The following is a 26584-nucleotide window of genomic DNA, read 5'->3' on the forward strand; positions in this document are numbered from 1 at the left end:
TGCGCGGTGGAACCACACTGAACCCTTCCCGAACTCAGAGGTGAAACGCTGCTGCGGCCACGATAGTTTAGGGGTAGCCCTACGCAAAAATAGCTTGATGCCAGGTTTTATAATTCAACTCAAGCCTCCTCATGATAATTTGAGGAGGCTTGAGTTTTTCACTTGTTGGCAACTCTTGACCCGACAGGCATGCCGTTGCTTCGGGGTAGAGAATTATTCTGGCATCCACGATCTACCAAATGGATTAGAAGAAGATTTCTCCCGAATAATAGTTCCTATTGTTTAACTTTTGAGTTTAGTTGTTCTATTAGGTTCCGACTTACTGAGCGAATACGAATTATATTTGTTCAGTCTGGGGAATGTCAACAGGTGATGAGTATTAAAGCCAAAATATACTAAATTATAAGTCTGCAATTCACCAAAATTATCAAAATAACAATTCTTTCCTTGTACATTTTGGCTCAAATTACGGTTACATTTCAGAGACTAATCGAAAATAGCAATTTTTCAATTCAGAAAGAATATACATATAGTTAATGCGACCTTAACCAGGTTAGCAATATTAAAAATGCTATCTTAAAGGCAAGGTCATTTGCTTAATTTTTGAGGAAAACGCTATGACTACAACGCTCATAGAGGCTAATTCTATCGAGTCATTACTAGGTAAAGAGGCTGAAGACCTGCTTACCTACAAAGCAAAAGTTTCTCGTGATTTACTACATTTGCCGGGACCAGACTTTGTAGATCGAATCTGGCTCAACAGCGATCGCAATCCCCAAGTATTGCGTAATCTCCAGCTACTTTATTCTACTGGTCGTCTGGCAAACACAGGTTATCTGTCTATCTTACCAGTAGACCAAGGGATTGAACACTCAGCAGGTGCGTCTTTTGCCCCCAATCCGATTTACTTTGACCCAGAAAATATTGTCAAGCTAGCGATCGCCGCAGGTTGCAATGCTGTTGCTACCACTTTGGGAGGATTAGGTATTGTATCACGGAAATATGCCCACAAAATTCCCTTTATTGTCAAAATCAATCACAACGAATTGCTGACTTTCCCCAATCAATTTGACCAAGTATTGTTTGCTGATGTGGAACAAGCTTGGAATTTGGGTGCGGCGGCGGTGGGTGCAACAATTTACTTTGGTTCAGAGCAGTCTACCAGACAAATTCAGGAAATCAGCGAAGCTTTTAAACACGCCCATGAACTCGGTTTGGTAACTATTCTCTGGTGCTATCTGCGAAACAACGCTTTTAAACAAGATAAAGATTACCACCTTGCGGCTGACCTCACCGGACAGGCGAATCATTTGGGTGTAACCATTGAAGCCGACATCATTAAACAAAAGTTACCCGAAAATAACAATGGTTATGGTGCAGTTGCCAAAGCCACTGGTAAGAGTTACGGCAAAACCGATGAGCGCGTTTATACAGAATTGACAACCGATCACCCAATTGATTTAACTCGTTACCAAGTGCTGAATTGCTACTCTGGGCGTGTGGGGCTGATTAATTCTGGTGGCGCGACTGGTAAAAATGACTTCGCCGAAGCAGTTCGCACGGCTGTAATTAACAAACGTGCTGGTGGTTCGGGATTAATCTCTGGGCGAAAGACCTTTCAGCGCCCATTTGAGGAAGGTGTGAAGCTATTTCACGCCATTCAAGATGTTTATTTGTCGCCGGATGTGACGATCGCTTAGGAAGTGGGGAGTGGGGAGTTAGGAGTTAGGAGTTATAAGAATTCTTTCCCCAATGCCCCATGCCCCATGCCCAATGCCCTATTTTCCTACTTCAAACTTAGAATATTAAAGACTATGTACAAGCTTCCCGCATATGTAGCAGAACCAAGCAGTACGCAAACTGGCAGGGTCAGCACCCAGGCGAGCAGAATATTTCTCAAGGTGTCCGTTTGCAAACCTGAATGGTTTGCCGCCATTGTACCCGCTACACCCGATGACAGGACGTGAGTGGTGCTGACTGGCAGACCGAAGTAATCCGCAGCACCAATAGTTGTCATAGCCACTAACTCGGCGGAAGCGCCTTGAGCGTAGGTAAGGTGGTCTTTGCCGATCTTTTCACCCACTGTTACCACGATACGCTTCCAACCAATCATTGTGCCAAGACCCAGTGCAATGGCAACGGCAAATTTCACCCAATTGGGAATGAATTTAGTTACTTTATCTAACTGCTTCTTATAGCTGATAAGCACCTCTTCTTGTTTGGCATCGGTTAATTTTTTCTGGTTGTCCAGCTTGCCAATTGTTCCAGCGACTAGATACATATCGGTTCGTAATGAGGCAAGCTCATCGCTTGAAAGCTGCTTGAAACTAGTCTTACCAGCAAGCTTATCCCCAATTGTACGACTCTCGGCAGCAAGGGCTGCAAATGTTTTGTCGTTAGCTTCGCCAGTTGGTTTGAGGAAGTTGGAAAGCTCATCTGTAATGTTTTGGCTGTTTGAGAATGTTCCTCTTCCTTGTTGTTGCAGTACTGTAATCACGGAGTTGGATGTAGCGGACAACTGAGCGATCGCTCCAGCATTGGTATCCATATTCAGTGCAAACATACCTGGTAGAATGCCGACTAAGATGAGCATGATCAGACCCATACCTTTTTGACCATCATTTGAACCGTGGGCGAAGCTCACACCAGTACATGTCAAGATTAACAAACCACGTATCCAAGGCGGTGGTGTTTTATTCCCTTCTGGCGCACGGTACAACTCTGGTCGTCTGATCAGTCTTTTCGCCAGGAGTAACAGCAGTGCGGCGCAGGTGAATCCAACAATTGGTGAAACCAGTAGAGATGTGAAAACTTCCTCCGTCTTTGCCCAATTCACGCCCTCGCCAAAGACATGACCCTTAGACAACAATGAATTTGCTAAACCAACACCCATGATTGAGCCAATCAGCGTATGTGAACTGGATGCAGGTAAGCCCAAGTACCAAGTTCCTAAGTTCCACATGATCGCCGAAATCAAAAGTGCAAACACCATTGCGAAGCCTGCACTTGAACCAACATTAATTACCAACTCAACGGGAAGCAGAGCAACAATGCCAAAAGCAACGGCTCCAGTTGATGTCAGCACACCAATTAGGTTCCAACAGCCTGACCAGACGACGGCGATGTTTGGCTTTAGGCTATGAGTGTAAATGACTGTAGCAACTGCATTTGCAGTATCATGAAAACCATTGACAAATTCAAAGCTGAGTGCAAGACCCAGCGCCAAAGCCAGAAATAAATATTCCATTTAGCACTCCTAAGAAAAGACAAGAATGCAGTCTGACAAAAACAAGTTGTGTGACAAAAAAACTATTAAAACCAGGAAATAAACCTGGAGTTATTGCAATTCAGTGAGCTACCCAAAAAATTATGGTTATAAATACAACCTCTCCTTGAACAGATTCTCTGATTGCGTCTACTATCTTGAAATAAAAATGGGTTCTAATTACAGTTGAAGATTAAAATAGATAAGTTAAGAAATAAATAACTAACGGTAAAGCATAAATTAAGTAACTTCAAATCATAGTTGTGGGGAGTGGGGAGAAATCAATTCAAAATTCAAAATTCAAAATTGAAGAAAAGACTGGGGGAGAGGTAGCTTTAGCTTCCCGCAGGGTGAGAGATAAGGGGACAAGGGGAATAACCATGCCCCATGCCCAATGACCAATGACCAATGACCAATGACCAATGACCAATGACCAATGCCCAATGCCCAATGCCCCATTGTCATCTAACGTTTCTCAGTAAGAAATCTGGCTGACCACAACTTTTTTGCGATCGCTTCAAAATCTCGGCGCTACAAATACCAGGTTCACCGTTTTTGGAATAACAAAAGAAGACTTCTTGCAAAAATCTTCCCGAACCAGAACAAAAAGGTGCTAAACCATCAGCAGTAATTTGATTATTAGCACTCAAAAATGAATTTTTAAAATTTGTAATTGTGGTACGCAAGGGTTTATCAGGACGATTATAAGCTGCGGGAATAGCGATCGCATCTTTTAACTTTTTACTCAATCCCAGGTATTCCGCAGGAGTTTTCCCTGAACAAGTACCATGTTTTTCCCATTCATGATCGGGAAGTTTATCGCTAGGATACAAATTGGCAAACCGCCGCTTTACTTCCGACGGTAATTTTTCCGTGGAACAATTAGCTGGATAACCAGTTTGGTACTGCGGCCACAAACCATGTAGTACAAAACCAAGTTTTCTTCCAGAACCACACTGCTGCTGATCACGATTGCCATTTGTCACACAATAATCCGGCGACCAAGAGAGTGTCAGTACATAAAAATCAAATTTACCTGGAGTACCGCGATTTTGAGCAATGGCAGCATGAGGTATAAAAACACCAGCAATTAACAGAAAAGATGCGATGAAAAGTTTCTTAATCTGCATATAAACAGTTAGTTCGCCTTAAAACTAGAGTTATATACAATACATTGTTAAGAGTCAAGGATCAAGAATCAAGGGTCAGGAATTCTTTCCAATTCCCCAATACCCAAAGAATTCAGAAAAAGCAAATCTTGGCAATGATTCTGGGATATCCTTAGATCAGTGAAAGATTTGCCAAAAATAGTAAGAATGAAGCTGGCAGCAAGAGTAAGTCAGGTAACACCTTCATTAACCTTAGCGATCGCAGCCAAGGCTAAGGCACTGAAGGTAGAAGGAATAGATGTTTGTAGTTTTAGCGCTGGAGAACCAGATTTTGATACCCCAGCGCATATTAAAGCCGCAGCAGTCAAAGCTTTGGATGAAGGCAAAACCAAGTATGGTGCAGCAGCTGGAGAACCAAAGTTAAGGGAAGCGATCGCCCACAAGCTTAAAATTGATAACGGTCTTGATTATAAGTCAGAGAATGTCATCGTCAGCAACGGCGGTAAGCATTCTCTGTATAACTTAATCGTGGCGTTGATCGATCCAGGTGATGAGGTAATTATCCCTGCACCCTACTGGCTAAGTTATCCCGAAATGGTGACTTTGGTCGGTGGAGTTTCAGTGATTGTACCCACAGATGCCACGACTGGTTATAAAATTACTCCCGAACAACTCCGTAAAGCAATCACGCCCAAGACGAAGTTATTTATCCTCAACTCCCCATCTAATCCCACAGGGATGGTTTATACGCCAGATGAAATCAAAGCACTGGCGAAGGTAGTAGTTGATGCAGATATCTTTGTTGTCTCTGATGAAATTTACGAAAAGATTCTCTATGACGGTGCAGAACATATCAGCATCGGTTCTCTTGGGAAGGAAATTTTTGACCGGACTTTGATTAGTAATGGGTTTGCGAAGGCTTATTCGATGACTGGGTGGAGACTTGGTTATTTAGCAGGGCCAGTGGAAATCATTAAAGCCGCGAGTACCATCCAAGGGCATAGTACATCTAATGTGTGTACCTTTGCTCAATATGGTGCGATCGCGGCTTTGGAAAGTTCTCAAGATTGTGTCGAAGAAATGCGCCAAGCCTTCGCCAAACGCCGACAGGTAATGCTAGACAGACTCAACGCCATTCCCGGATTGAGTACTGCAAAACCAAATGGCGCTTTTTATCTGTTCCCTGATATCAGCAAAACTGGTCTAAAATCTCTAGAGTTTTGTGACGCTTTGTTGGAAAAACACCAAGTTGCAGTCATTCCCGGAATTGCTTTTGGCGCTGATGACAACATTCGCCTTTCCTACGCCACAGATATGGCGACGATTGAAAAGGGAATGGATAGATTAGAGAAATTTGTCAAGTCACGTATTTAGTTAGTTGTCATTTGTGAGGAGAATTTACCAATTTTCCAACTTCTTAACTCCACCTTTTCGACTCGAACGGGTGGAGTTGATTTTTAAACTTGAAGTTCCGAGTTCCAAACCTGAAGTTACGTTATCGTATTCTTGATACGTTCCAATAAAACGAATAAAAATAATTTCACTATCATAACTGCGGGTTTTACCATGACTGAACGTCACCGTCCCCCGATACTTAAACCAAATGAATTCTACACATTCCGCAGCTATTTCCAAATGAAATTCGCTCCCGCCGATATTCTGCGGGAATTAGGAGTAACTTTAACTAAAGCAACAATAAATTTACCTGTCGCTGCTTCAGAATTGCTGACTCGACTACCAAACTTATGCCAACGCCTAGAAGAAGCGATCGCTCGTGTTAGTCTAACTAGTGAAGCGGCTAGAAGGGAGGTACTAATCGCACCCATCTTATTAGAAGTAGCTCACATCACAAAAGCAATAGTTAATATTGAGTACGCTACTGGACATTTTTTTAATTACAAATCTTTTAACCCGATGTTCAGGGTTCTCAGCTTTATGTTTTCTGTTCCAAGTAATGATGCTCAAGTTTGATGTTCCAAGCCGGAAGTTTTATGTTCTGTTGTTCAATGCCCAATGCCCAATGCCCAATGCCCCCACATTTACATCAACTCCATCTCCCGCAAGCCCTGGCGTAGTCTTTTGGCCTCTTCGGGATTATACCTTTCATGAATAGCGATCGCTTTTCTAAAAGCTGTTAAACTATCTTGATGATTGCCAACTTTCAGCAACACTACCCCTAAATTTTGATAGGCTTCGGCATAGTTGGGATTTAACTCGATGGCATTTTGATAATATGCGATCGCATCTGTAAATAAACCCAAAGCTTTAAAAGTCATCGCCAAATTATAATGTCCAAAAACAAAAGTCGGGTCAATTTTCAAAGTTGTGGCATAAGCAGTTTTCGCACCGTTGAAATCTCCTGCTGCTTTAAGTAAGTTACCCAAGTTGTTGTATGCTCCTAATTTCAGCATAGGGTAAATTGGCAATTTGATCGCAGCTTGATAGTGAGAAATAGCCTGTGGGGATTTTTGCAACCGGCTGTAGGCAATGCCTAAATGATAGTGGAGTTCATATAAAATATCGTAGTTTTCTTCAGCAACGCTGATTCCTCGTCTCAGCAACTCCATACCTTGGGAAATTTTGCCAGTTTCCACATACAATGCCCCTAATTTACTGCAAACATAGGGGTCATCAGGATGAGTTGCGAGAAACCCTGACATCGCTGTAGCTGCTTTGGCATATTTGTTATTTTGAGCGATCGCACTTTTTTGATATCCTGTGTGTAAAAGTGCCACCCCTGGTAAATAACCTACTTGCCAATGGGGTTCTTTGGTTAAAATTGCTGAGACGCTATCATCAACTAAGGCATGGTAAGGACGGTCAAAACGAATATCTGGATGATTGCGGAATAGCCTGGAAACCAGAGAATAGGGAGATTGTTCTGCACCAACTTCCTGGCGGACGAGGTTGATGAGTAGGTATTCATCTCTAGCGATCGCCTCTCGCAACTGCGGTACAATTGTTGGTGTCAGAGTTTCATCAGCATCTAAGACCAAAATCCAATCACCAGTGACATATTTTAGAGCAGCATTGCGGGCAGCACTGAAGTCATTACACCATTTAAAATGATAGACTTTTGCACCGAGTTGTTGGGCAATATTGGGAGTGCGATCGATTGAGCCTGTATCCAAGACTACCATTTCATCCACTACTTTTCTGACACTGTTCAGACATTTAGGCAGTGTTGCTGCTTCGTTTTTCACAATCATGCACAGACTGAGTTTCATAATTGACACATCATTTACATACATTATTTATAGTAGTGAAATAAATTAATTTCTCACAGTTAATTTTCTGTTACAAAAACCTGAGATACAACTTTTTTCATGCTTGTATAACTATAATACACATTATATAAAGAGTCATATATAGATGAAAGATTCATTCGCCAAAACAGCAAATTTACTTCGCCAAAACCTCAAAGGATATTTGCGATCGCTTAACCATTGGCTTTTAGACACACCAGAAAGGGCACTCTTAGAAGCTCAACAAGCAGCTCAAAGAATTAAAAATATTGAGAGAGAACATTTTGATAACAAAAAAATATCTTTAGAATCAGTAAAATATACTGAAAATGTCATGTCTTACTGGCAAGCATACCTTGATAAAAATTTAACTATTATCAAGATAAGACTTGCAGAATTCCAACTTAGTCGGAGAATTGTCAATATCTCTAATTCTGTTTTATTAGAAAAGTTGAAGGTTATTGATGAAGTTGTAGAGAAGTACACTATCAAAGATAAACTAATTAACAACAGTGCATTAGCATCAACTTCTCAAGCCATACAAATTAACCGGAGCGAAATTAATAAACAACCAGACTCATCTAATATTAATGATATTCAAGCAACCTCTCCATCTGAAAATACTGGAGTTTTTCCGAGGTCTATAAGCAAAACAGTTAATAGAATTAAAGCAGATTTTACCCCGCAGGCAGAAGAAGAATTTATGAGAAATTACCGAATTTCTCGAAATAGGACAAGAATGGCTCTGAGATTTCTAATAACTCTAATAATTGTACCTATTTTAGCTCAAAACTTATCTAAATATTTTTTAGTAATTCCCATAGTAGAAAGGATTAGAGGAGATAATACAACTCATATCTTCATCAATTCTGATATGGAAAAAGAAGCTCTACATGAATTACATAATTTTGAGCAAGGATTAAAATTTGAATATTTACTTAAGCAAGCACCTCCACTTGATTCAGAGGTAATGAAAGGAAAGATTAAAGACAAAGCAATGGAAATAGCTGAGGGATTTAATATTAAAAGTAGTAGCGATATTAGCAATGTTTTTGCAGATTTAATCTCACTATTTTCTTTTGGTATAATCATCGCTCTGAACAAAAGAGAAATTGTGATTCTCAAGTCTTTTATGGATACCATTGTCTATGGTCTTAGCGATAGTGCTAAGGCTTTTTTGATTATTCTGTTTACAGATATATTTGTAGGATTTCACTCACCAGATGGGTGGGAAGTCCTTCTTGAAGGATTAGCAGAACATTTAGGTTTGCCAGCCAGTAGAAATGTCATGTTTTTCTTTATTGCGACATTTCCTGTGATTTTAAACACTATCTTTAAATACTGGATATTCCGCTATCTCAGTCGTTTATCTCCATCGGCATTGGCTACATTAAAAGAGATGGACGAATAATTCGTAATTACCTAATATATCCAATTTATTTACTTTGAACAAAGAATGTCGTTTTTCCCCTAATTAAAGTTAGTTACTCTAAAATATCAATGGATTAATTACGAACTACGTTCGCGTAGCGTGCCGGAGGCTCTACTACGAATTACGTTAGCGAGTCAGACGGCTCGTTCCTCGCTATCGCTACTGCTTTTCTACGAGACGCGCAAGGGACGCTATCGAGCATCATAAGGGTAATTACGAATTATTTTGGCGCATTTGTCTCCTGATTCGCTAGGCTATATATATGCTGGTTCTTCTGAGACGTGCTATGGATTTTGAAAGCAAAGCCAATGCCCCAACTGCTACAGACGACATAGAGTTTGCTCAACCAACTACTACCCGTAAACCACTGGAATTGTTGCGAGATACTGAGGCTTTGCTACGTCGCTCAACTGTAGCAAGACTGTCGCCGATTTTGCCACCAAAACTGAGCGATAAATTCCAAGCAAGCTCATCTTTGGCAGATGATTCCTTTAAGGAACTGGCGGAAATTGACCTAGACACTATTAGTGATTTTGAACTGCGACCTGTACGAATTTGTGTTGGCTTCAGCTTTGTTGGTTTTGGGGCGCTGATGATATTATTGCTGCTGCTGTACTTAAACACGTTTCATGTAGAACTCAGTACGAGTGAAAAGATTGGGCAATATTGGTATCAATATGTTTGGTTTGTCAGCTTGGGTGTTACCGGGATGTTTATCTTGGGACGTGAAGCGATGCGTCCTATGCCAAAGCGACGAAAATGAATTTTGCATCAAAATTCTTTCATTAATAAATCATAACTTTTAGAAATTAGCACTTGAAAATGTGCTTCGGTATAAACAGCTGTTAGGAAATTTTATACATGAATCACGATGCTTTCATTGTTCCACCAGGTTCAAAGATTTCTCTGAAAAAAAACTATGACCCAGCCTATAAGACTGATTTTCCTGAAAAAACTGATGCTGCAATCAAATTACAGACAGATATTGAACGATTAGCAAATTATCAAAATATTCTCTATGCTCAAAACACCTATGCCTTACTAATTATTTTTCAGGCAATGGATGCTGCTGGCAAAGATAGCACAATTAAACATGTGACCTCTGGTGTGAACCCGCAAGGATTTCAGGTGTTTAGTTTTAAAGAACCTAGTGCGGAAGAATTAGACCATGACTACCTGTGGCGAACAACGAAGGCTTTGCCAGAAAGAGGTAGAATTGGGATATTTAACCGTTCCTACTATGAAGAAGTGCTTGTGGTTCGTGTCCATCCAGAAATGCTTAATAAACAACAACTTCCCCACTTACCTGAAGGAAAGAAGATATGGAAACAGCGCTTTGAGGAAATCAATAATTTTGAAAAATATTTGGTAAATAATGGTGTGATCATCCTAAAGTTTTTTCTAAATGTCTCAAAATCAGAGCAGAAAAAACGCTTTTTAGAACGGATTGAATCTACTGAAAAAAATTGGAAGTTTTCAGATAGTGATGTCCGAGAACGAGCTTTTTGGGATGATTATATGAATGCTTATGAAGAAGTTTTTAACTATACTAGTACTAAATGGGCACCGTGGTATATTATTCCTGCCGATCGCAAATGGTTTACACGCCTGACCGTTGCCAATATCATCTGCACAAAATTACAAGAACTAAATCTGCAATACCCAACAGTTAGTGAGGAACATAGGCAGCAACTGTTGCAGGCGAAACGCATTTTAGAGCAGGAAGATTAAGACATGAACTTGATAGGTAAGCCAAAAAATTCTTAATTCAAATATCCTGTATAATTTATTTAAATGACGATGAAAAATTGTAACTAATAAAGTTACCTAGTATAGTCATAGCTTGCAAAATCATGATTCAAATGGCAGAAGATGGCAATAATCATCTACCTAAGTTTACTAATGCTGCCTTTGATATTGTGGCGATCGCAGCCTCAGCAGGCGGTCTGACTGCTTTAACTAAAGTGCTATCGACTCTACCCACAGAATTTACAGCCGCGATCGCCATTGTGCAACACCTTGGCCCCCAATACCGCTCGTTCATGGCAGAAATTCTGACTCGGCACACATCTCTTGTCGTCAAACAGGCAGAAGAGGGAGATTGCCTTACCCCAGGAACGGCTTACATTGCCCCACCTAATCGTCACCTGTTGGTTAACGGTGACGGCACACTTTCCTTATCACAGTCGGAATTAGTACATTTTTTACGTCCTTCGGCTGACCTATTATTTGAATCGGTTGCAGCCACTTATAAAAATAGAGCGATCGCTGTTGTGCTAACTGGAACGGGTAGCGACGGCGCGATGGGAGTAGAAGCGATAAAAAAAATGGGCGGTACTGTCATTGTCCAAGACGTAGAAACCGCCGAATTTTCCGGGATGCCGTCCGCCGCAATTCAAACTGGCAACGTAGATTTTATTCTTCCTCTTGATGAAATCTCCAGCACCCTGGTGACTTTGGTTATGAGTAATGTTGAAATCAACTGAGATATGAGATATTGTATCAGTCCCAACAACTGCCTCAGAATTCATTCTGAGGCTAATAGCACTCATTCGTCTAAAGACGACTGAATAAAAAGACTTTTAATCTAAAATCCCAAATCTAAAATCCCAAATTGGTATGACTTCCGCAGAAAAAGACCCCGAATTTGAAAATCTACTGATTTATCTCAGACAAAACCGGGGATTTGATTTTACAGGCTATAAGCGCTCGACTTTGATGCGTCGGGTAAGCAAGCGGATGCAGTCATTTACCATAGAGAACTTTGAAGAGTATCTAGACTACCTAGAAGTTCATCCAGAAGAATTCAATTATCTTTTCAACACTATCCTAATTAACGTCACCGCTTTTTTTCGAGATTCATCAGCTTGGGAATATATAGCAGAGCAAATACTGCCTAATCTGATTCGGAATAAAAAAACTTCTGACCAAATCCGCATCTGGAGCGCTGGCTGTGCTTCTGGGGAAGAAGCTTATACCCTGGCAATATTGATGGTCCAAATATTGGGAGTAGAGGAATTTCGCCAACGAGTGAAAATCTACGCCACAGATGTAGATGAAGATGCTCTCAACCAGGCACGTCTGGCTACATATTCAGCAAAAGATGTTCAAACAGTGCCAGATGAACTGCGGCAGAAATACTTTGAGACTGTCGGAAACCGTTATGTATTCCGCCAAGACTTGCGCCGCTCAGTGATTTTTGGTCGCCACGATCTGCTTCAAGATGCGCCCATTTCGCGCTTAGATTTGCTGGTCAGCCGCAATACATTAATGTATTTTAATTCTGAGACTCAAGGGCGAATTCTGGCCCGGTTTCATTTTGCACTAAATGATAATGGCTATCTGTTTTTGGGAAAAGCAGAGATGCTATTGATGCATTCTAATCTGTTTACACCACTGGACTTAAAAAACCGGATATTTACTAAAGTTTCGTCGGTGAATATCCGCGATCGCCTCTTAGTTATGGCAAATTCAGGAGATGAAGAATCTAGCAGCCGTTTATCTCGAAACTTGCGGCTGCGAGATATGGGTTTTGACACAGCACCAATCGCCCAAATAGTCATTGATCTCAATGGCACTCTGATAATGATGAACGAGCAGGCACGGACTTTGTTCGCCCTTTCCCCCAAGGATATAGCTCGTCCCTTCCAGGATTTAGAACTTTCCTATCGACCAGTTGAGTTGCGATCGCTAATTGAACGGGCTTATACTGAACGCCGCCCTGTGACTCTAACAAATGTAGAGCGCTATTTGTCAAACACAGAAATCCAATATCTGGATGTGCAAATTACGCCTTTGCAAGAAACAGACACCAGTTTTTTAGGAGTCAGCATCGCCTTTCATGATGTCACTCGTTACATTAAACTCCAAGAAGCGCTGCAACGCTCCCAACAGGAATTAGAAACCACCAATGAAGAACTACAATCTACTAATGAAGAATTAGAAACCACCAACGAAGAACTACAATCTACTAATGAAGAATTAGAAACCACCAACGAAGAACTACAATCTACCAATGAAGAATTGGAGACGATGAATGAAGAATTACAATCTACTAATGAAGAATTACAAACAATTAATCAGGAACTGAGCGAGCGCACCACAGAACTTAATCGCACAAATATTTTCCTCACTTCTATTCTCAGAAGTCTCCAAACGGGAATAGTGGTAATTGACAGCAGCTTTAAAATTTTAATTTGGAATTACCTGGTAGAAGATTTATGGGGCTTACGGACTGATGAAGTTTTAGGACAATCTATTTTCAGCCTAGACATTGGGCTACCCGTCGAGCAGTTGCGATCGCCCATCCGCGAATCCCTATCCAGGAAAAAGCAGTTTCAAGAAATGATCCTCGATGCTACCAATCGTCGAGGTAGACAAATAAAATGTTATCTGGCAATCACTCCCCTGATTGGCATTGAAATGCAGGGAGCAGTTTTGATGATGGCAGATGTTGAGGGAGTCAATAGTATGATTTCTACTCAAGAGATGGAGGAACGGCAGCAGCAGGATTGACTCTGACTGAATTGCTCTTTTCAATCTAAAATCTAAAATAAATTAAAAAGAGTTTACAAAAAAACCCTTACCTAGCTTGATAGTCTCGAAAAATAGCCATATATCTGAGATAATTTTAATAAAAATTAACATTTTCCGGCGATGCTAAGACTGATTACTGACTTCGACGGCCCAATTATTGATGTTTCCGAACGGTACTACCGTGTTTATCAATTCTGTTTGGAGAAAACCCGTCGCCCAAACCAAGTAGTGAAAGAACTTCCGAAAGCCGAATTTTGGCAGTTAAAGCGATCGCGCATTCCTGAAAAACAAATTGCCTTAAATTCCGGGTTAGACGAAGCCCAAGCCCAAGAATTTGCCCAGTTGCGGCGGCAAACTGTGCATACAGAAGCTTATTTCAACTATGACACTCTCGTGCCTGGTGCTGTGGATGCACTCTTAAAAATTCAACAAGCTGGAATTGATTTGGCAGTTATGACCATGCGCCGAGTTCGAGAACTAGATTGTGCCTTTAAAAAACACGATTTGGGGAGGTTTTTCCCGGAAAATCGTTGTTATTGCCTGAGTAACGACTACATTAAAACCCGCGATATTGAAGATAAGCCCTTATTGATGGCTAGGGCATTAAAAGAACTGCCCCCGGCTGCTGATACCTGGATGGTGGGAGATACGGAAGCCGATATTACTGCTGCTAAAAATTATGGTATTAAGGTGATGGCTGTGGAATCTGGCATCCGCGATCGCACCCAATTGGAACTTTATCACCCCGACTTAATCGTTAAGGATTTCAGCGCTGCTGTAGATTTAGTCCTAAAACCTAAACACCTTGTCTAGAAAGGCTCTGTAGCTGCAACAGATTGAATTAATCAGGATTCAGATTGCAATTAAAAGCAGGAGTCAGCATATCCATTCTGACTCCTGACTCTCTTATCCACGTCTTCTTTATGAAACTTCCTTACGGGTAGTGATTTAGCGTAGAAAGCTACTAACCAACCACAATAATATAAACGTTACTACCGTAGAGAACTGATTCGTTCCCAGATTGAGGAATGATATTTGTGGTAACAGCCAGCTAGCAACTAGTCCACCAGCGATTAAGCCAATTATTAAACTGACCAGGGTGAACAAAACTGCTCGGCCAAATTTGCCTTCTTTGCGATTGAGAAAATAAATACTAGTACCTACCCCAACCACCAATGCTAACTGCAAAACCTGATCGCCTCCCTCTGGATAAAACAGGCTAATAGAACTCAAACCAAGAAACCAAGCTCCTGGTAAGAGAATATCCATAGGCGTTGGCTGATCCAGCATCCGTTGCAGCCATGCAGGTGACTGCTCGCTAGGGGTTGGACTTTCTTTAAGAGGCGATTGCACTCGCAACTCTGGAAACCGAATACGCTCAGGGACTTTAATTTTACCTTCCTGGCGCATCCGTAAGCGATCCATTAAAATCGCATCGTAAGCCGCTTCAATTACTTGTAAATGCTTGGCATCGCCACTATATTGCTCGAATAGGCGATTACGAGCATCCTGAATTTCATCGAAGCTAGCCTCTTCTGATACCCCAAGTTTTTCGTAGGGATTTTGATCGCTCATGGGAGTTTGTTACTTCAGCCTCAGTCAGCGGCAGTCTTTTGTTGAAGAAAAAACATCTTTAGGTTTTGTTTTGATCGAAAATAAAATCTCGATCTATCTTATGCCCTACCAGGATATTAGCACGGGTTAGTTTGATCGATTTTATAATTTCAACTGTAGTCACTTTAACATATCGCCATAACTCCGTGTATACCCTCATGTCGTTGTCCAGTTCTGGCTCTAATCTAGAATTTGAACGGAGAATACCTAAAACACATAGTTTTGATGAAAAAATCAACTTTACTGTTTCAGATTTGGCGACTTACTGTACCCTAACAGAGTTTTTTTAATTATACTGAATAATCGCTTGTGGTATATATCCACATCTCGATTTAGAATTAAAACGTTTTAAGTTACCACCTAACTGGGATCAAGAAGGTGTTTTGGTCTCAAGAACTGTTGCGGCTAAAGCCAGAGCGCCTATATACTGTGGCTAACAGAAGGGCTAACAGAAGTTTAGGGTTCTCATCGCCCACAATCCTGATTAGAGTATTTATCTTTGAACGATCAGGATTCTTATACTGTAGCCATGTAGGTTCTTAGTTAGTCCCAAAGTGGCAACTGCGTTTTTACCAACCCTCTTGTTAATCTTACGAATTTTTGTGCAAAGTAATGGTCATGGCTCCTGCCAAGATTCTTGTAGTTGACGACGATCCTGCGGTTCGGAATTTAATCCAACGCTTTTTGATTAAGCAGAACTATCAGGTGGAGGCTGCCGAAGATGGAAAGACAGCCTTAGCTCTATTTGAGCAATTTAACCCTGATTTGGTAATTCTAGATGTGAATTTACCAGATGTAACTGGGTTTAACCTCTGCCAAGAGATGCAAAGTCGTAATGGTGTTTTTGTTCTGATGTTGACTAGCCGTGCCGATGAAGCTGACAAAATTCGCGGTTTTTCTAAAGGTGCTGATGATTATCTTACCAAGCCTTTTGGGTTGGGAGAGCTAGAAGTCAGAGTCGGAGCTATTTTGAGGCGTCAGCGAGTGATAACTAGCGCCGAGCAGAAACGCTTGGTATTTGAAAAACTTATGATTGATCCAGTGCGACGGGAGGTGGCACTTAATAACCAACCAGTACTCTTAACTGCTCTGGAATTTGACTTGTTGCATTTTTTAGCCAGTCATCCAGGTCGAGTTTGGCGGCGTGCAGAACTAATCCAAGAGGTCTGGGACTATGAATATGTCGGCGACCAGCGAGTTGTAGATGTACATATCGGCCAAATTCGCAAGAAGATTGAAATTGATTCTAGTCAGCCGGCATTAATTCAAACTGTACGTGGCGTAGGGTATAAGTTTGAATCTCCTAGCTACCCCCAGCAGTTAGAAGCTAAGTCCTGAATTAACAGTCTAGAGTTTTTTAACTCTTGACTGTTAACTCTTGGGGGAGTAATCAGCGAATTTCTTTAGCTTTAACAACCGGAGAAACTATTGGAACCCTTTTAAGGATCAGAATTTACTGATCTTTTTTGTTTTAATATTGCCCCCAGATGGCCGATCGCTTCGGCTCAAAATCCGATTAATGGGCACGGTAAACCGTACCCATATTAGGGCATGAGCCAGAATAATGCCCTTTATACCAGTACCTATGGGGTGTCTAGTAGATTAGCTGTTGCGGGTGAATCGATGCTGGGCATTTCTACTGAGGAGTGGTGGAACAAAGTTTCCAGATAGACTCGGGCAGCACGGCGATCGCTATCTCCATTTTGGAGTAAAAATAATGATAACGCCGCCGTCAACACTCTGTTTTCATCCCAATCGGGATGCTTTTCTAAGTAGTTTTTTAAGGATTCGTGGAGTGTTTCAGGAATTTCTGTAAAGATGCTAACCGTTGCTTTCATGAGATTTTCCTCCTATGAGGATAATCAAGAGGACAAGTTGCTTGCGGTGAAACGGCAATTAAGCTACCTCACACGCTCTTTCGCTAGCCCGACAATCTGCGCCTACATCTGGTGGTAATATATTTTACACATTTGATGCAAACTATTGAACGGACTATAAAAGCAAGCCGAATCATTGTGCGCCAAGAGGGGGTGGGTTTGTCAATGCTGCGAAATGTTAAAAACGATTGTATAAAAAATAAATACGAACCAAAGAATCAGCTTTTAAGCCGAGTTTTCGTTACTTTACTTTATAAAAACTCAGTCTTTGAAGTTCCTTGTGACTGTCAATTAATAATCCCCAGTCAGACTCTAAGAAGCCCACTGGCTCGTTGAGTAGCTGTGGAAAACTGCTAAAATCCCTGTGGAAACCCTGTGGAATCAGTGAGGAAAATTGTAGCCAATGATAAGAATTACAAAATTGTCAGGAACCGATGACATTTAACCTGATGAAATTAGCTTCTCAATCTCAGTTATCATCGTGGCTGCCGTCGATACATCCCCAGGTCTGGATTTTCGCAATTGGTAGATTCTTCTCGGAAGTTGGCACCGGCTTTACCCTGTTTTACGCTCCCATCTTTTTTGTGAATCAAGTTGGTTTATCTGCAACCAGTGTTGGGGTAGCCTTGGGTAGCGCCTCGATTTCCGGCATTGTCGGGCGGATTGTAGGTGGTTCTTTGGCTGATTCTGGAGAATGGGGACGGCGCCGCACTTTGTTGCTAGCCACGGCGATTTCAGCAAGTGGTTCTCTAGTTTTAGCTGCAACCAGTAATTTTACTATTTTGGTAATTGGTAGCTTGATTAGCGGTTTAGGGATAGGTTTCTATTGGCCGGCGGCTGAAGCTGTTGTTGCTGATGCCAGTGAGATTGATAATCGCCGCGAAACTTTTGCGATCGCCCGATTAGCAGATAATCTGGGGTTAGCGATCGGAATTGTCCTTGCTGGGTTTTTAATCGCCATAATTGGGAGTTATCGATGGCTATTTGTTATTGATGCCATCTCTTTTCTGGTATTTTTTGGGGTTATTTATGTGGGAATTATTGAAACCGAACAACAGCAGATAGGGGAATCTGAAAAGACAGAACATTTTGCTTCTTGGATGGCAGTATTAAGCGATCGCCGTTTCTTAGTCTACATAGCAGTTAATATATTCTTCACAATCTATATTTCTCAAATCCACAGCACCCTGCCGCTTTACTTCAAAAACTTTGTCTTTGTAGAAAGTACCAGCGAAGGATTTGCCAAAACTACCATTAGCGGGCTATTTGCTTGGCATCTGGTATTCGCCATCATTTGTCAGTTGCCTGTCATTAGCATCTTAAAACGCTGCTCTCACACACTCGCACTCACTGTTTCTGCTATTCTGTGGGCAATTGGTTTTGGTCTGATTTGGGTAAGCGGGACTGCCCCATCTGATCATCTAGTTTGGGTAATATTGGCATTGGGAGTATTTGCTGTGGCGATTGTTTCCTATACCCCATCTGCTGCCTCTTTAGTCACTGAGTTAGCCCCAGAAAATCAACGCGGCGTTTATTTCTCCATCAACGCTGTGTGCTGGGCTGTTGGCTCTTTTATTGGTCATCCCTTGGGTGGATGGGCATTAGATCAACCACGAGTTATTACTGATAGTTTGTGGCTAGGCTTTTCTTTGAGTGTGGCGATCGCTGTGGTAATTTTACAATACCTCAATCGAATTTTAGCTGAGTAACATACTCCCCACGGTAAGATGACTTGTTATTCTCTCTATTGACGACGTTCTTGCAACTTGCGATACACCGATTTTAAATCAACTTGATGGTGAGCCAAGGCAACCAAAGTATGATATAGCAAATCAGCAACTTCACCTGCGATCGCATCTGCTTGATCATCCTTAAAGGCCATTACCACCTCAGCAGTTTCCTCACCGATCTTTTTCAAAATTTTGTTATCGCCACCTGCGAATAGTTTACAGGTATAAGAACCTTCAGTAGGATTATCGCGGCGATCGCATATTACTTCAAACAATTGTGACAATGTATCCCCTGGTGGTGGGGCAATTTTCCCTTCTATTTGGTGAAAGCAACTGCGCTCTCCAGTATGGCAGGCAACATCTCCTAATTGCTCTACCCCGATGAGCAGCGCATCACTATCACAGTCATAACGGATACTTTGCACTTTTTGAATATGCCCAGAAGTCGCCCCTTTGTGCCACAATTCTTGCCGGGAACGGCTCCAAAACCAAGTTTCTTCAGTTTCCAAAGTCTTTTGTAACGACTCCTGATTCATCCACGCCATCATCAGGACAGTACCATCCAAATAATCTTGGACAATTGCAGGTACTAGACCCCGTTCATCGTAGCGAATTTCCTCAACAGGGATGGTGTAATGCAGTGAGCGCGAATCGTTAGAAGACATACCAGCTAGTTTGCTCTAATAAGAATAATTCATGGAATCACGATACCATTCTGAATAGAGCAGCTGGGATGTTTTTTAAATTGAATTATCTTATCTAGCTCTCAACAAGAGCATTTCGTTCCATAGCAGACTGCATCTTCACAGCACTCAACGCGACTTGGTGAGCTTTTGAGGCTTCACCATACCAATGAATTGCCGAGTTAAAAGCTGCTCGGTAAAGATCCTGGTATGCTTCAGATAATCGAGTTTGAATATCTAGAGGCAAGTCATTATTCGACTTGTATAACATATTGTTATTTTTTTGGTTCAGCTATTTCTATAGGATAGAAATTCTAAGTAACTTTTGACCCTATCCTAAGATAGAGCTTTTTATTGCCCACTGTTAGGAGAGAACTTTGGTAAACACCACAATTAAAACAACAAAATCACAAGAAGTCTTCGCCGCCGCTCAAAACCTCATGCCAGGAGGAGTCAGTTCTCCAGTTCGTGCCTTTAAATCTGTGGGCGGACAACCCATAGTTTTTGATCGTGTTAAAGGCGCATATATTTGGGATGTAGATGGCAACCAATATATAGACTACGTAGGCACTTGGGGGCCAGCTATTTGCGGTCATGCTCATCCAGAAGTAATTGCAGCCTTGCATGAAGCTTTAGAAAAAGGTACTAGTTTCGGCGCTCCTTCAGTCCTAGAAAATGTTTTGGCAGAAATGGTCATCGATGCTGTTCCTAGCATCGAAATGGTGAGATTTGTCAACTCTGGAACTGAAGCCTGTATGGGAGTTTTACGCCTGATGCGGGCTTTCACCAACCGGGAGAAAATCATCAAGTTTGAAGGCTGCTACCACGGACACGCCGATGCGTTTCTAGTAAAGGCAGGTTCTGGTGTTGCTACACTTGGTTTGCCAGATTCACCGGGAGTACCTAAATCGGCAACTAGCACCACTCTAACCGCGCCTTTCAATGACTTGGAAGCCGTTAAAGCCTTGTTTGAAGAAAACCGCGACGAGATTGCTGGCGTTATTCTTGAGCCAGTTGTCGGCAATGCTGGATTTATTGCACCTGATGCTGGCTTCTTAGAAGGATTACGGGAACTGACTCACGAGTATGGAGCGTTATTGGTATTTGATGAAGTGATGACAGGCTTTCGTATTGCTTATGGTGGCGCTCAGGAAAAATTTGGCGTCACTCCCGACTTAACAACCTTGGGCAAAGTTATTGGTGGTGGTTTGCCAGTAGGAGCCTATGGTGGTCGTCGGGATATTATGTCAATGGTTGCGCCTGCCGGCCCCGTATATCAAGCTGGGACTCTTTCTGGTAATCCCTTGGCGATGACTGCTGGGATTAAGACTTTAGAATTGCTGCAAAAGCCAGGTACTTACGAGTATCTTGAGCGGATTACTAAAAAGCTAGCAGATGGTTTGCTGCAAATTGCCAAAGAAAATGGTCATACGGTTTGCGGCGGTCAAATCAGCGCGATGTTCGGCTTATTCTTTACCTCTGGCCCAGTTCATAACTACGAAGATGCGAAAAAGTCTGATACAGCTAAATTCGGACGCTTCCATCGTGGGATGTTAGAGCATGGTGTTTACTTAGCACCTTCTCAGTTTGAAGCTGGATTTACGTCTTTTGCTCACACCGAAGAGGATATTGAGCAGACTTTAGCAGTAGCGCGGGATGTAATCTCTAGCCTCTGACCAAAAGAGTGCTGAGTACTCAGTAAAGACAACACCTACAGCGTTGCTTACTGGGAATTATATTACTCCTTGTGTGCGATCGCCAGAAGTCGGAGTGTCAGCTTGCGATCGTCGGAATTTCGGGTGTTGATATTCAGTCTCACTGCCTAACCCTTCTTCCAGAACAGTTAGGCAGTCAAGGCCACATCGCAATCTGAATTTCGGTAACTCAGCACTACTCAACAGCCACAGCCAGTATGACTACAGCCTTTGATAGTTTTGTGACCTTCAGCACAGCCTTGAGAGCAATAGTATTTGCCGTCCTCTTTAATAGCATTCTCAACTGAAACGATACACAGCAGGTTCAACTGTTTCTATGTTGTCCATAAATCAATTTAGTTGCTCTGTATCCTTTCCTCCTTCGGTCACATCTTCGTCATAATTTTGCAATGGTTTCGTCAATAGGATATGCAATATTTAATCTACATTAAGTATATTCATGTTAATCAGGCAGGATAAATTACCTTTTACAGTTATTGAAATTCCCCTCATAAGCTGTTGGACATAAAAGTTGCATATTACCTGGAAGTAAAACTACTGTGGGGTGGGCATCTTGCCATAGGTGTCAAGTTAAGCTCAAACTGACTATGTCAATAAGCATTTATGCTGAAAAATTCGGTTTGAAAGGGACAAAAAACGAACTTTTTCAGGGACTATTAATGCTTTGTTTATTAGCATCACTCCCAGCTTGCGTATAAAAGGCAGAAAAAAGTTCACCTTTATACTTCGTTTCTCACAAAACCTATCGTTGACAAATGGGTTTTAACCTTAAGTTGACACTAATGGCATCTTGCCCGCCCTGGTTATGCAAATTAAAAGTACATTAGCTTACCACTCCATAGTCTCCAAAAATTAACGCACAAGAAGGCTCTCACCTTCATGGTGAGGGTTTTGCTTATAGATATTAGATTATCCGTAGGTAAGGCATTTTTTCAGAGTCAGGGTTGGAGCTAACTTGAAAAAATATACCAATCATGCTGTAGCTTACAGGGCAAAGCTTACAAAAGTGTAAAAAACTGCCCGAAGTATTGTGAAAAAAAGATGGTTCGACCCTTGAAGGAGCTATGAAGTGCAGGACTATAAATCATTTTTTGGTCTGCAAAAAATATTAATTACGTTGCTTGTCTTGAGTGCCAGTTTGAGTGTAAGCACGATGATGCTTATCAAGTCAAGCTCCTCTGAGGCTCAAACTACAGAGAATATAAATGTAAACAATCTACCAGCTAAGGTTGGAACTCAGCAGCAGATTGAAGAATTAAAAGCGACAATGCTTAGAAGTTGGCAGCAACAAGCACAAACAAAGGGTCTTTCCTATGCTGTGCCACTACGCTTTCAAGGGGAAGTAGTTCAGTCGGCAAAACTTATACCTGAACACAAAGTAATTGCTCTCACCTTTGATGATGGGCCATGGCCTGAGAGTACCGCGCAAGTATTGGATATTCTTAAACAAAATCAGATCAAAGGGACATTTTTCCTGATTGGGCAAAACGTGAAAAATTATCCAGGCTTAGTAAAGCGGGAGATTGCTGAAGGTCACGTAATTGGCAACCATACTTGGCATCATTGGTATCAATTCTTGAATCCACAAGCGGCTGCCTATGAAATTGACCACACAGCAGACCTGATTTATCAAGTGACAGGGATTAAAACAAATTTGTTTCGACCACCAGGGGGAATCATGCACAATGGGGTGGCTGATTACGCTAGAAATAGCAAATATGCCATCATTCTCTGGTCATCTGACTCTGCCGACTACTCGCGTCCTGCTGTACCAAAATTAATTAATAATGTGTTCAGAAAGGCCAAACCAGGTGGGATTGTGCTGATGCATGATGGTGGTGGTAATCGCTCTAAAACTGTGCAGGCTTTACCAGAAATTATTGCCAACTTTCGGAAACAGGGCTATAGCTTTGTTACTATCCCTGAACTTTTAGAAATGCAAGATAAAGATCAAAAGCTGATTGCAAAGAAGAAATAATTGTTATTTCGATGGAAATCAGCGTCTCTATCAATCGCCACTCGGCAACTAAAAACAAGTTGAGTTTTTCTGGCGATTTGTAGGTTTTTTTAGCTAGACTCAACTAAAAATAAGGTCTACCACTCAGGAAAATCATGAATAAAATTGTAATGGCTTTGCTTTGCTGCTCTAGCTTTTTTGCCTTGACACTCCTAAGTGTCAATCCAGCTTTTGCTAACAAGCTTTCTCCCCAAGATTTAGCCAACCCTACCTTAACACCCACTGACATACAGACAGTTGCTGCACCTGTTTCACAAGAATATCCCCAATACTCATCAATACGCGCTAACGAAAGAGTTAAACAACTTGCCATGCAGATGTTTGGCTGTGCCTGCGCCAGCTGTCAAGCTAGGGCAAGTCAGATGATACTACAAGGTAGTCTGCCCATACCTCAGTGATTTAGATTAGGGACTCAGCCAATTGTAGTTAACTTGCTCTTTTAAGGTTTTAATAGGCTAAGAACCTAACTGAACTATGAAAGCCTGATGAAACTAGGTTTTTAGGACTTGTGTGATACTGTAAACCTTAAAAGGGAAGAGGAATGGAAGTGAGGTTTTCCATATCCGGTGAAAAGTCAGGTAGGCGAGATTACCAATTTAACTCACTGTTGTTATAAAAAAACCGTCCAAAATTAACATCTGAACGGGATTTTTACGTATTAATACTTGATGCTAACCTAGTTCTGTTTCCGATTGTACTGATACCGAGAAACTACAAGTCAGGAGGTAAAATAACCTGATCAATTGCGTGGATTACACCATTAGTGCCTGTGATATCTACCTGCGTCACTTTCGCATCATTGACAGTTACACCGTTAGCAGGATCAACTTTAACGTTGATTGTGCCACCTTCAAGGCTTTTAACTTCGCCAGACTTCAAATCAGTCGACAATACCTTACCAGGTACTACATGGTAAGTTAAGATTTTGATCAAAACTTCTTTGTTGGCTGGTTTTAACAATTCTTGCAAAGCATCTGCTGGCAACTTAGCAAAAGCTGCATCAGTGGGTGCAAAAATAGTTAAGTTATCCTTGCCTTGCAAAGCTCCGGTCAATCCTGCTGCTTTCAAAGCCTTGGTTAAGGTTGTAAAAGAAGCGTTTGACTCTGCCAACGCTAACAAGTTTTTGCCTTGATTATCGCTTGCTCCTGGCCCTGATGGAGTTGTAGTAGGTGTCCCAGTGGATGGGACTTGTGTTGGTGGTGTGGTAGGTTGGGTTCCTGGGGTAGTACTTGGAGTCAGAGGTGCAGGTTCACTAGGTGTACCACTACCACGGTTATAGGGAGGCTCATTGAAAATACTTGGTTTGGGATTTAGCGTTCCACCACTTTTCTGCACCACTTGTTGGCGTTTGGTATTGCCCTTTTCTTTTTCGGAAGCAGCCTCAGCAGGTGTGTATTGAGCGTTTGCTTGAAGGCGTTGGCCTTGGTTATGGGGGGCTTCGTTGAAAACACTGGGGTTAGGATTTAGTGCCTCTTTCGCATCAGATGGTAAAGTAATGAGAAGGCTGAAACTAATAAATCCTGCTATGCCTGTCAAGGTGGTCAGTAATTTGCTATAATTTGTCTTCATAAATTTCGTTTGTCTTTTTGTCCACACACTACATAAAGATTTATAACACTTTGCTATGCACAAAATCTGACGAAAGAGGGAAGTAAGATTTTTCCCAGAATAATTTGTGCTGGTGAGAAAAGATATCCAACCTCAGACGAGGGTGATAAGTATGAAATATATCTAGCACGTATTTTATGTAAATTGAGCAAATTTTCTTGATCACACGAAAAAGATTTAAAAAGCCTCACTTGGTGTAGCACCAACTTTAAGAAAGTATGAAAATCTCACATCTACAAGTTATGAGTTGCAATAAGCTGTCATAAAGATTCTACTTAAAAGCCAATTTATATACAAACTTGTACCTAAATTAATAGTTAGATTCAAAAATCCTGAATCCCATACGCGAAAAGGCTATATCTCTGAATTAACCATTGATTACTCAGCAAAATGTACAGAAATTAAGTACCTAGATATCTTAATCTACTAGTCTGTCAAGTTTAAATTGATCGGTAAGCAACTTGGGAGTAAGGACTTTAGTACTGATTTTCTCAGCACTAAAGTCCTGACTACAAACCTTCAAAACTAGGTTGACAATGTAGTAGGCTAAGGGTCGCAGAAATTAAAGTAACAGATGAAGACTGAGCCATTAGGTTTCTTTATATAGCAGTCTGCTTTGATTTTTGTTCGCGCAGCGTGGCGTAGCCATAATTATTTGCGTAGACAGGGAGTGGGGAGTGGGGAGTGGGGAAGAAGCCTTTTCGGAGTGTACTGATTTTTTTCAAAAATCAAATACGAGTCCTATATATGCCGAATTAGATTAAATTAATTTAGTTATTTGATATTTTAATCAATCAGGAAATAATATTTTTCTAAATCGATTTTGCCAAAAATCGGGTATAAGTTCAACCCTAATGTCAATTAAATAGACAACAAGCAACTAATCTCAATAAAAATTACTTTAACTAAAGATACAATTGTAAAGTTAAGAAGTTGACCAGTTACAAGGTATACACTATGCTGGAATTATACCAATGGGAACTATCTCAATACTCAGAGAAAGTGCGCCTAATTCTAGATTTTAAAGGACTAGATTACCGCAAAATAGAGGTTACGCCTGGGATTGGACAAGTAGAACTGTTCCGGCTGACTGGTCAAAAACAAGTCCCAGTATTAAAGGATCGTAATAGATATATTGCGGATTCTACGGAAATAGCTAAGTATTTAGACTTAGAGTATCCCGATCGCCCAATAATACCGCAAGATCCCAAAAAACGGGGTTTAACTTTATTAATAGAAGAATGGGCGGATGAGTCCATAGGCATCAAAGGTCGCAAAGCACTATTTGCTGCCGTAAGTCAAGATCAAAATTTCCGCAAGTCTTTATTACCCACCTCAACACCAGATATATTTAAAAGTCTGGTTGGAGGAGTACCTAGTGACTTCCTGGCACTGTTGGGTTTTGGGGTAGGTTATAGTCCAGATGTGATCCAGTCTGCGATCGCATCCTTAAAACAAGACTTGGAAGCGTTAACATTATTACTGGCAGATAGTCCTTATTTAACAGGAGATGAGCCGACATTAGCTGACTTAGCTGTGGCTGGTTTGTCGATATTGCTGAAGTTCCCCGATGGACCCTATCTGGATTTACCAGCTTCTATTAGAGGTAAAGGATTGCCAATCTTTACAGAGAATATAGATTATGCACCATTCTTCACCTGGCGCGATCGCCTTTACGCCCAATTCCGCAAACCATTAATTATTACCACTCCAACAACCCCAAGTGCGCCAACTTCTATTGAGATTGATTAGG

The 26584-nt window shown here is 41.4% G+C and carries 25 protein-coding genes, 1 rRNA gene and 1 pseudogene; 17 read left to right on the plus strand and 10 right to left on the minus strand.

Annotated features, from left to right (window positions below; translation table 11 throughout):
* Together rrf and V7L05_RS08495 are read left to right on the plus strand one after the other, a co-directional pair.
* Positions 1-106 (plus strand): 5S ribosomal RNA (gene rrf, locus V7L05_RS34640); the annotation flags it as partial.
* 511 nt (positions 107-617) lie between these two features.
* On the plus strand, positions 618-1700 hold the full coding sequence (locus V7L05_RS08495) for a class I fructose-bisphosphate aldolase (protein ID WP_335163627.1): 1083 nt from the start codon (positions 618-620) through the stop codon (positions 1698-1700).
* A gap of 86 nt (positions 1701-1786) precedes the next feature.
* Here the strand turns inward: V7L05_RS08495 and V7L05_RS08500 are convergent, their stop codons facing one another.
* On the minus strand, positions 1787-3226 hold the full coding sequence (locus V7L05_RS08500) for an inorganic phosphate transporter (protein WP_335163629.1): 1440 nt from the start codon (positions 3224-3226) through the stop codon (positions 1787-1789).
* 302 nt (positions 3227-3528) lie between these two features.
* Here V7L05_RS08500 and V7L05_RS08505 point away from each other — a divergent pair, with 302 nt between their 5' ends.
* Positions 3529-3663: a hypothetical protein gene (locus V7L05_RS08505; RefSeq protein ID WP_335163631.1), complete on the plus strand. Its 135-nt coding sequence runs from the start codon at positions 3529-3531 to the stop codon at positions 3661-3663.
* Between the two features lie 63 nt (positions 3664-3726).
* Here V7L05_RS08505 and V7L05_RS08510 read toward each other — a convergent pair whose 3' ends face one another.
* On the minus strand, positions 3727-4395 hold the full coding sequence (locus V7L05_RS08510) for a ribonuclease T2 family protein (RefSeq protein ID WP_335163633.1): 669 nt from the start codon (positions 4393-4395) through the stop codon (positions 3727-3729).
* 186 nt (positions 4396-4581) lie between these two features.
* On the opposite strand from V7L05_RS08510, the gene V7L05_RS08515 reads away from it, so the two are divergent.
* Together V7L05_RS08515 and V7L05_RS08520 are read left to right on the plus strand one after the other, a co-directional pair.
* On the plus strand, positions 4582-5748 hold the full coding sequence (locus V7L05_RS08515) for a pyridoxal phosphate-dependent aminotransferase (RefSeq protein WP_335163636.1): 1167 nt from the start codon (positions 4582-4584) through the stop codon (positions 5746-5748).
* Between the two features lie 192 nt (positions 5749-5940).
* Complete coding sequence (locus V7L05_RS08520) at positions 5941-6345, plus strand: hypothetical protein (RefSeq protein WP_335163638.1); 405 nt, start codon at positions 5941-5943, stop codon at positions 6343-6345.
* A gap of 68 nt (positions 6346-6413) precedes the next feature.
* On the opposite strand, the gene V7L05_RS08525 is transcribed toward V7L05_RS08520, so the two are convergent.
* Positions 6414-7601, minus strand: a complete 1188-nt coding sequence (locus V7L05_RS08525; protein WP_335163640.1) for a tetratricopeptide repeat protein — start codon at positions 7599-7601, stop codon at positions 6414-6416.
* Between the two features lie 145 nt (positions 7602-7746).
* On the opposite strand from V7L05_RS08525, the gene V7L05_RS08530 reads away from it, so the two are divergent.
* The 6 genes from V7L05_RS08530 to V7L05_RS08555 all read left to right on the plus strand — a co-directional run bounded on the left by V7L05_RS08530 (position 7747) and on the right by V7L05_RS08555 (position 14400).
* Positions 7747-9030: a proton extrusion protein PcxA gene (locus V7L05_RS08530; RefSeq protein WP_335163642.1), complete on the plus strand. Its 1284-nt coding sequence runs from the start codon at positions 7747-7749 to the stop codon at positions 9028-9030.
* A gap of 307 nt (positions 9031-9337) precedes the next feature.
* Complete coding sequence (locus V7L05_RS08535; protein WP_335163644.1) at positions 9338-9814, plus strand: hypothetical protein; 477 nt, start codon at positions 9338-9340, stop codon at positions 9812-9814.
* 98 nt (positions 9815-9912) lie between these two features.
* On the plus strand, positions 9913-10782 hold the full coding sequence (locus V7L05_RS08540) for a polyphosphate kinase 2 family protein (protein ID WP_335163646.1): 870 nt from the start codon (positions 9913-9915) through the stop codon (positions 10780-10782).
* Positions 10783-10904: 122 nt separating this feature from the next.
* Positions 10905-11537, plus strand: coding sequence for a chemotaxis protein CheB (locus V7L05_RS08545; RefSeq protein WP_335163648.1), 633 nt, complete (start codon positions 10905-10907; stop codon positions 11535-11537).
* Between the two features lie 133 nt (positions 11538-11670).
* Positions 11671-13566 (plus strand): CheR family methyltransferase, encoded by a 1896-nt coding sequence (locus V7L05_RS08550; protein WP_335163650.1) that lies wholly within the window; start codon positions 11671-11673, stop codon positions 13564-13566.
* Positions 13567-13707: 141 nt separating this feature from the next.
* Positions 13708-14400, plus strand: coding sequence for an HAD family hydrolase (locus tag V7L05_RS08555; protein ID WP_335163652.1), 693 nt, complete (start codon positions 13708-13710; stop codon positions 14398-14400).
* Positions 14401-14535: 135 nt separating this feature from the next.
* Here V7L05_RS08555 and V7L05_RS08560 read toward each other — a convergent pair whose 3' ends face one another.
* Positions 14536-15162 (minus strand): CPP1-like family protein, encoded by a 627-nt coding sequence (locus tag V7L05_RS08560; protein WP_335163654.1) that lies wholly within the window; start codon positions 15160-15162, stop codon positions 14536-14538.
* 657 nt (positions 15163-15819) lie between these two features.
* On the opposite strand from V7L05_RS08560, the gene V7L05_RS08565 reads away from it, so the two are divergent.
* Positions 15820-16539, plus strand: coding sequence for a response regulator transcription factor (locus V7L05_RS08565; RefSeq protein WP_334944767.1), 720 nt, complete (start codon positions 15820-15822; stop codon positions 16537-16539).
* Positions 16540-16847: 308 nt separating this feature from the next.
* Here the strand turns inward: V7L05_RS08565 and V7L05_RS08570 are convergent.
* A pseudogene (locus tag V7L05_RS08570) lies at positions 16848-17039 on the minus strand (DUF2811 domain-containing protein); the annotation flags it as partial.
* A 488-nt stretch (positions 17040-17527) separates the two neighbouring features.
* Here V7L05_RS08570 and V7L05_RS08575 point away from each other — a divergent pair.
* On the plus strand, positions 17528-18787 hold the full coding sequence (locus V7L05_RS08575) for an MFS transporter (protein WP_335163656.1): 1260 nt from the start codon (positions 17528-17530) through the stop codon (positions 18785-18787).
* 35 nt (positions 18788-18822) lie between these two features.
* Here V7L05_RS08575 and hisIE read toward each other — a convergent pair whose 3' ends face one another.
* Both hisIE and V7L05_RS08585 read right to left on the minus strand, forming a co-directional pair.
* The gene (gene hisIE / locus V7L05_RS08580; protein ID WP_335163658.1) at positions 18823-19473 is read right to left on the minus strand and encodes a bifunctional phosphoribosyl-AMP cyclohydrolase/phosphoribosyl-ATP diphosphatase HisIE; all 651 of its coding nucleotides are present in this window, start codon (positions 19471-19473) and stop codon (positions 18823-18825) included.
* Positions 19474-19567: 94 nt separating this feature from the next.
* On the minus strand, positions 19568-19762 hold the full coding sequence (locus V7L05_RS08585) for a ChaB family protein (RefSeq protein WP_292761054.1): 195 nt from the start codon (positions 19760-19762) through the stop codon (positions 19568-19570).
* Between the two features lie 106 nt (positions 19763-19868).
* On the opposite strand from V7L05_RS08585, the gene hemL reads away from it, so the two are divergent.
* Positions 19869-21167 (plus strand): glutamate-1-semialdehyde 2,1-aminomutase, encoded by a 1299-nt coding sequence (gene hemL, locus V7L05_RS08590; protein WP_335163661.1) that lies wholly within the window; start codon positions 19869-19871, stop codon positions 21165-21167.
* Between the two features lie 57 nt (positions 21168-21224).
* On the opposite strand, the gene V7L05_RS08595 is transcribed toward hemL, so the two are convergent.
* Both V7L05_RS08595 and V7L05_RS08600 read right to left on the minus strand, forming a co-directional pair.
* The gene (locus V7L05_RS08595) at positions 21225-21359 is read right to left on the minus strand and encodes a hypothetical protein (RefSeq protein WP_335163663.1); all 135 of its coding nucleotides are present in this window, start codon (positions 21357-21359) and stop codon (positions 21225-21227) included.
* 26 nt (positions 21360-21385) lie between these two features.
* Positions 21386-21514, minus strand: a complete 129-nt coding sequence (locus tag V7L05_RS08600) for a metallothionein (RefSeq protein ID WP_335163665.1) — start codon at positions 21512-21514, stop codon at positions 21386-21388.
* Positions 21515-22275: 761 nt separating this feature from the next.
* On the opposite strand from V7L05_RS08600, the gene V7L05_RS08605 reads away from it, so the two are divergent.
* Both V7L05_RS08605 and V7L05_RS08610 read left to right on the plus strand, forming a co-directional pair.
* Positions 22276-23184 (plus strand): polysaccharide deacetylase family protein, encoded by a 909-nt coding sequence (locus V7L05_RS08605; RefSeq protein ID WP_335163667.1) that lies wholly within the window; start codon positions 22276-22278, stop codon positions 23182-23184.
* Between the two features lie 134 nt (positions 23185-23318).
* Positions 23319-23621 (plus strand): hypothetical protein, encoded by a 303-nt coding sequence (locus tag V7L05_RS08610; protein ID WP_335163669.1) that lies wholly within the window; start codon positions 23319-23321, stop codon positions 23619-23621.
* Between the two features lie 313 nt (positions 23622-23934).
* Here the strand turns inward: V7L05_RS08610 and V7L05_RS08615 are convergent, their stop codons facing one another.
* Positions 23935-24792, minus strand: a complete 858-nt coding sequence (locus V7L05_RS08615; RefSeq protein WP_335163671.1) for a fasciclin domain-containing protein — start codon at positions 24790-24792, stop codon at positions 23935-23937.
* A gap of 996 nt (positions 24793-25788) precedes the next feature.
* Between V7L05_RS08615 and V7L05_RS08620 the strand changes: the two genes are divergently transcribed.
* Positions 25789-26583 (plus strand): glutathione S-transferase family protein, encoded by a 795-nt coding sequence (locus tag V7L05_RS08620; protein ID WP_335163673.1) that lies wholly within the window; start codon positions 25789-25791, stop codon positions 26581-26583.
* The last annotated feature ends 1 nt before the right edge of the window (position 26584 follow it).

Source organism: Nostoc sp. (assembly GCF_036917755.1).
GTDB lineage: Bacteria > Cyanobacteriota > Cyanobacteriia > Cyanobacteriales > Nostocaceae > Nostoc.

Coding starts and splice junctions, on each gene's coding strand:
- V7L05_RS08495 (WP_335163627.1), top strand. CDS start 618: ATGACTACAACGCTCATAGAGGCTAATTCTATCGAGTCATTACTAGGT.
- V7L05_RS08510 (WP_335163633.1), bottom strand. CDS start 4,395: ATGCAGATTAAGAAACTTTTCATCGCATCTTTTCTGTTAATTGCTGGT.
- V7L05_RS08515 (WP_335163636.1), top strand. CDS start 4,582: ATGAAGCTGGCAGCAAGAGTAAGTCAGGTAACACCTTCATTAACCTTA.
- V7L05_RS08520 (WP_335163638.1), top strand. CDS start 5,941: ATGACTGAACGTCACCGTCCCCCGATACTTAAACCAAATGAATTCTAC.
- V7L05_RS08525 (WP_335163640.1), bottom strand. CDS start 7,601: ATGAAACTCAGTCTGTGCATGATTGTGAAAAACGAAGCAGCAACACTG.
- V7L05_RS08530 (WP_335163642.1), top strand. CDS start 7,747: ATGAAAGATTCATTCGCCAAAACAGCAAATTTACTTCGCCAAAACCTC.
- V7L05_RS08535 (WP_335163644.1), top strand. CDS start 9,338: ATGGATTTTGAAAGCAAAGCCAATGCCCCAACTGCTACAGACGACATA.
- V7L05_RS08540 (WP_335163646.1), top strand. CDS start 9,913: ATGAATCACGATGCTTTCATTGTTCCACCAGGTTCAAAGATTTCTCTG.
- V7L05_RS08545 (WP_335163648.1), top strand. CDS start 10,905: ATGATTCAAATGGCAGAAGATGGCAATAATCATCTACCTAAGTTTACT.
- V7L05_RS08550 (WP_335163650.1), top strand. CDS start 11,671: ATGACTTCCGCAGAAAAAGACCCCGAATTTGAAAATCTACTGATTTAT.
- V7L05_RS08555 (WP_335163652.1), top strand. CDS start 13,708: ATGCTAAGACTGATTACTGACTTCGACGGCCCAATTATTGATGTTTCC.
- V7L05_RS08560 (WP_335163654.1), bottom strand. CDS start 15,162: ATGAGCGATCAAAATCCCTACGAAAAACTTGGGGTATCAGAAGAGGCT.
- V7L05_RS08565 (WP_334944767.1), top strand. CDS start 15,820: ATGGCTCCTGCCAAGATTCTTGTAGTTGACGACGATCCTGCGGTTCGG.
- V7L05_RS08575 (WP_335163656.1), top strand. CDS start 17,528: ATGAAATTAGCTTCTCAATCTCAGTTATCATCGTGGCTGCCGTCGATA.
- hisIE (WP_335163658.1), bottom strand. CDS start 19,473: ATGTCTTCTAACGATTCGCGCTCACTGCATTACACCATCCCTGTTGAG.
- V7L05_RS08585 (WP_292761054.1), bottom strand. CDS start 19,762: ATGTTATACAAGTCGAATAATGACTTGCCTCTAGATATTCAAACTCGA.
- V7L05_RS08610 (WP_335163669.1), top strand. CDS start 23,319: ATGAATAAAATTGTAATGGCTTTGCTTTGCTGCTCTAGCTTTTTTGCC.
- V7L05_RS08615 (WP_335163671.1), bottom strand. CDS start 24,792: ATGAAGACAAATTATAGCAAATTACTGACCACCTTGACAGGCATAGCA.
- V7L05_RS08620 (WP_335163673.1), top strand. CDS start 25,789: ATGCTGGAATTATACCAATGGGAACTATCTCAATACTCAGAGAAAGTG.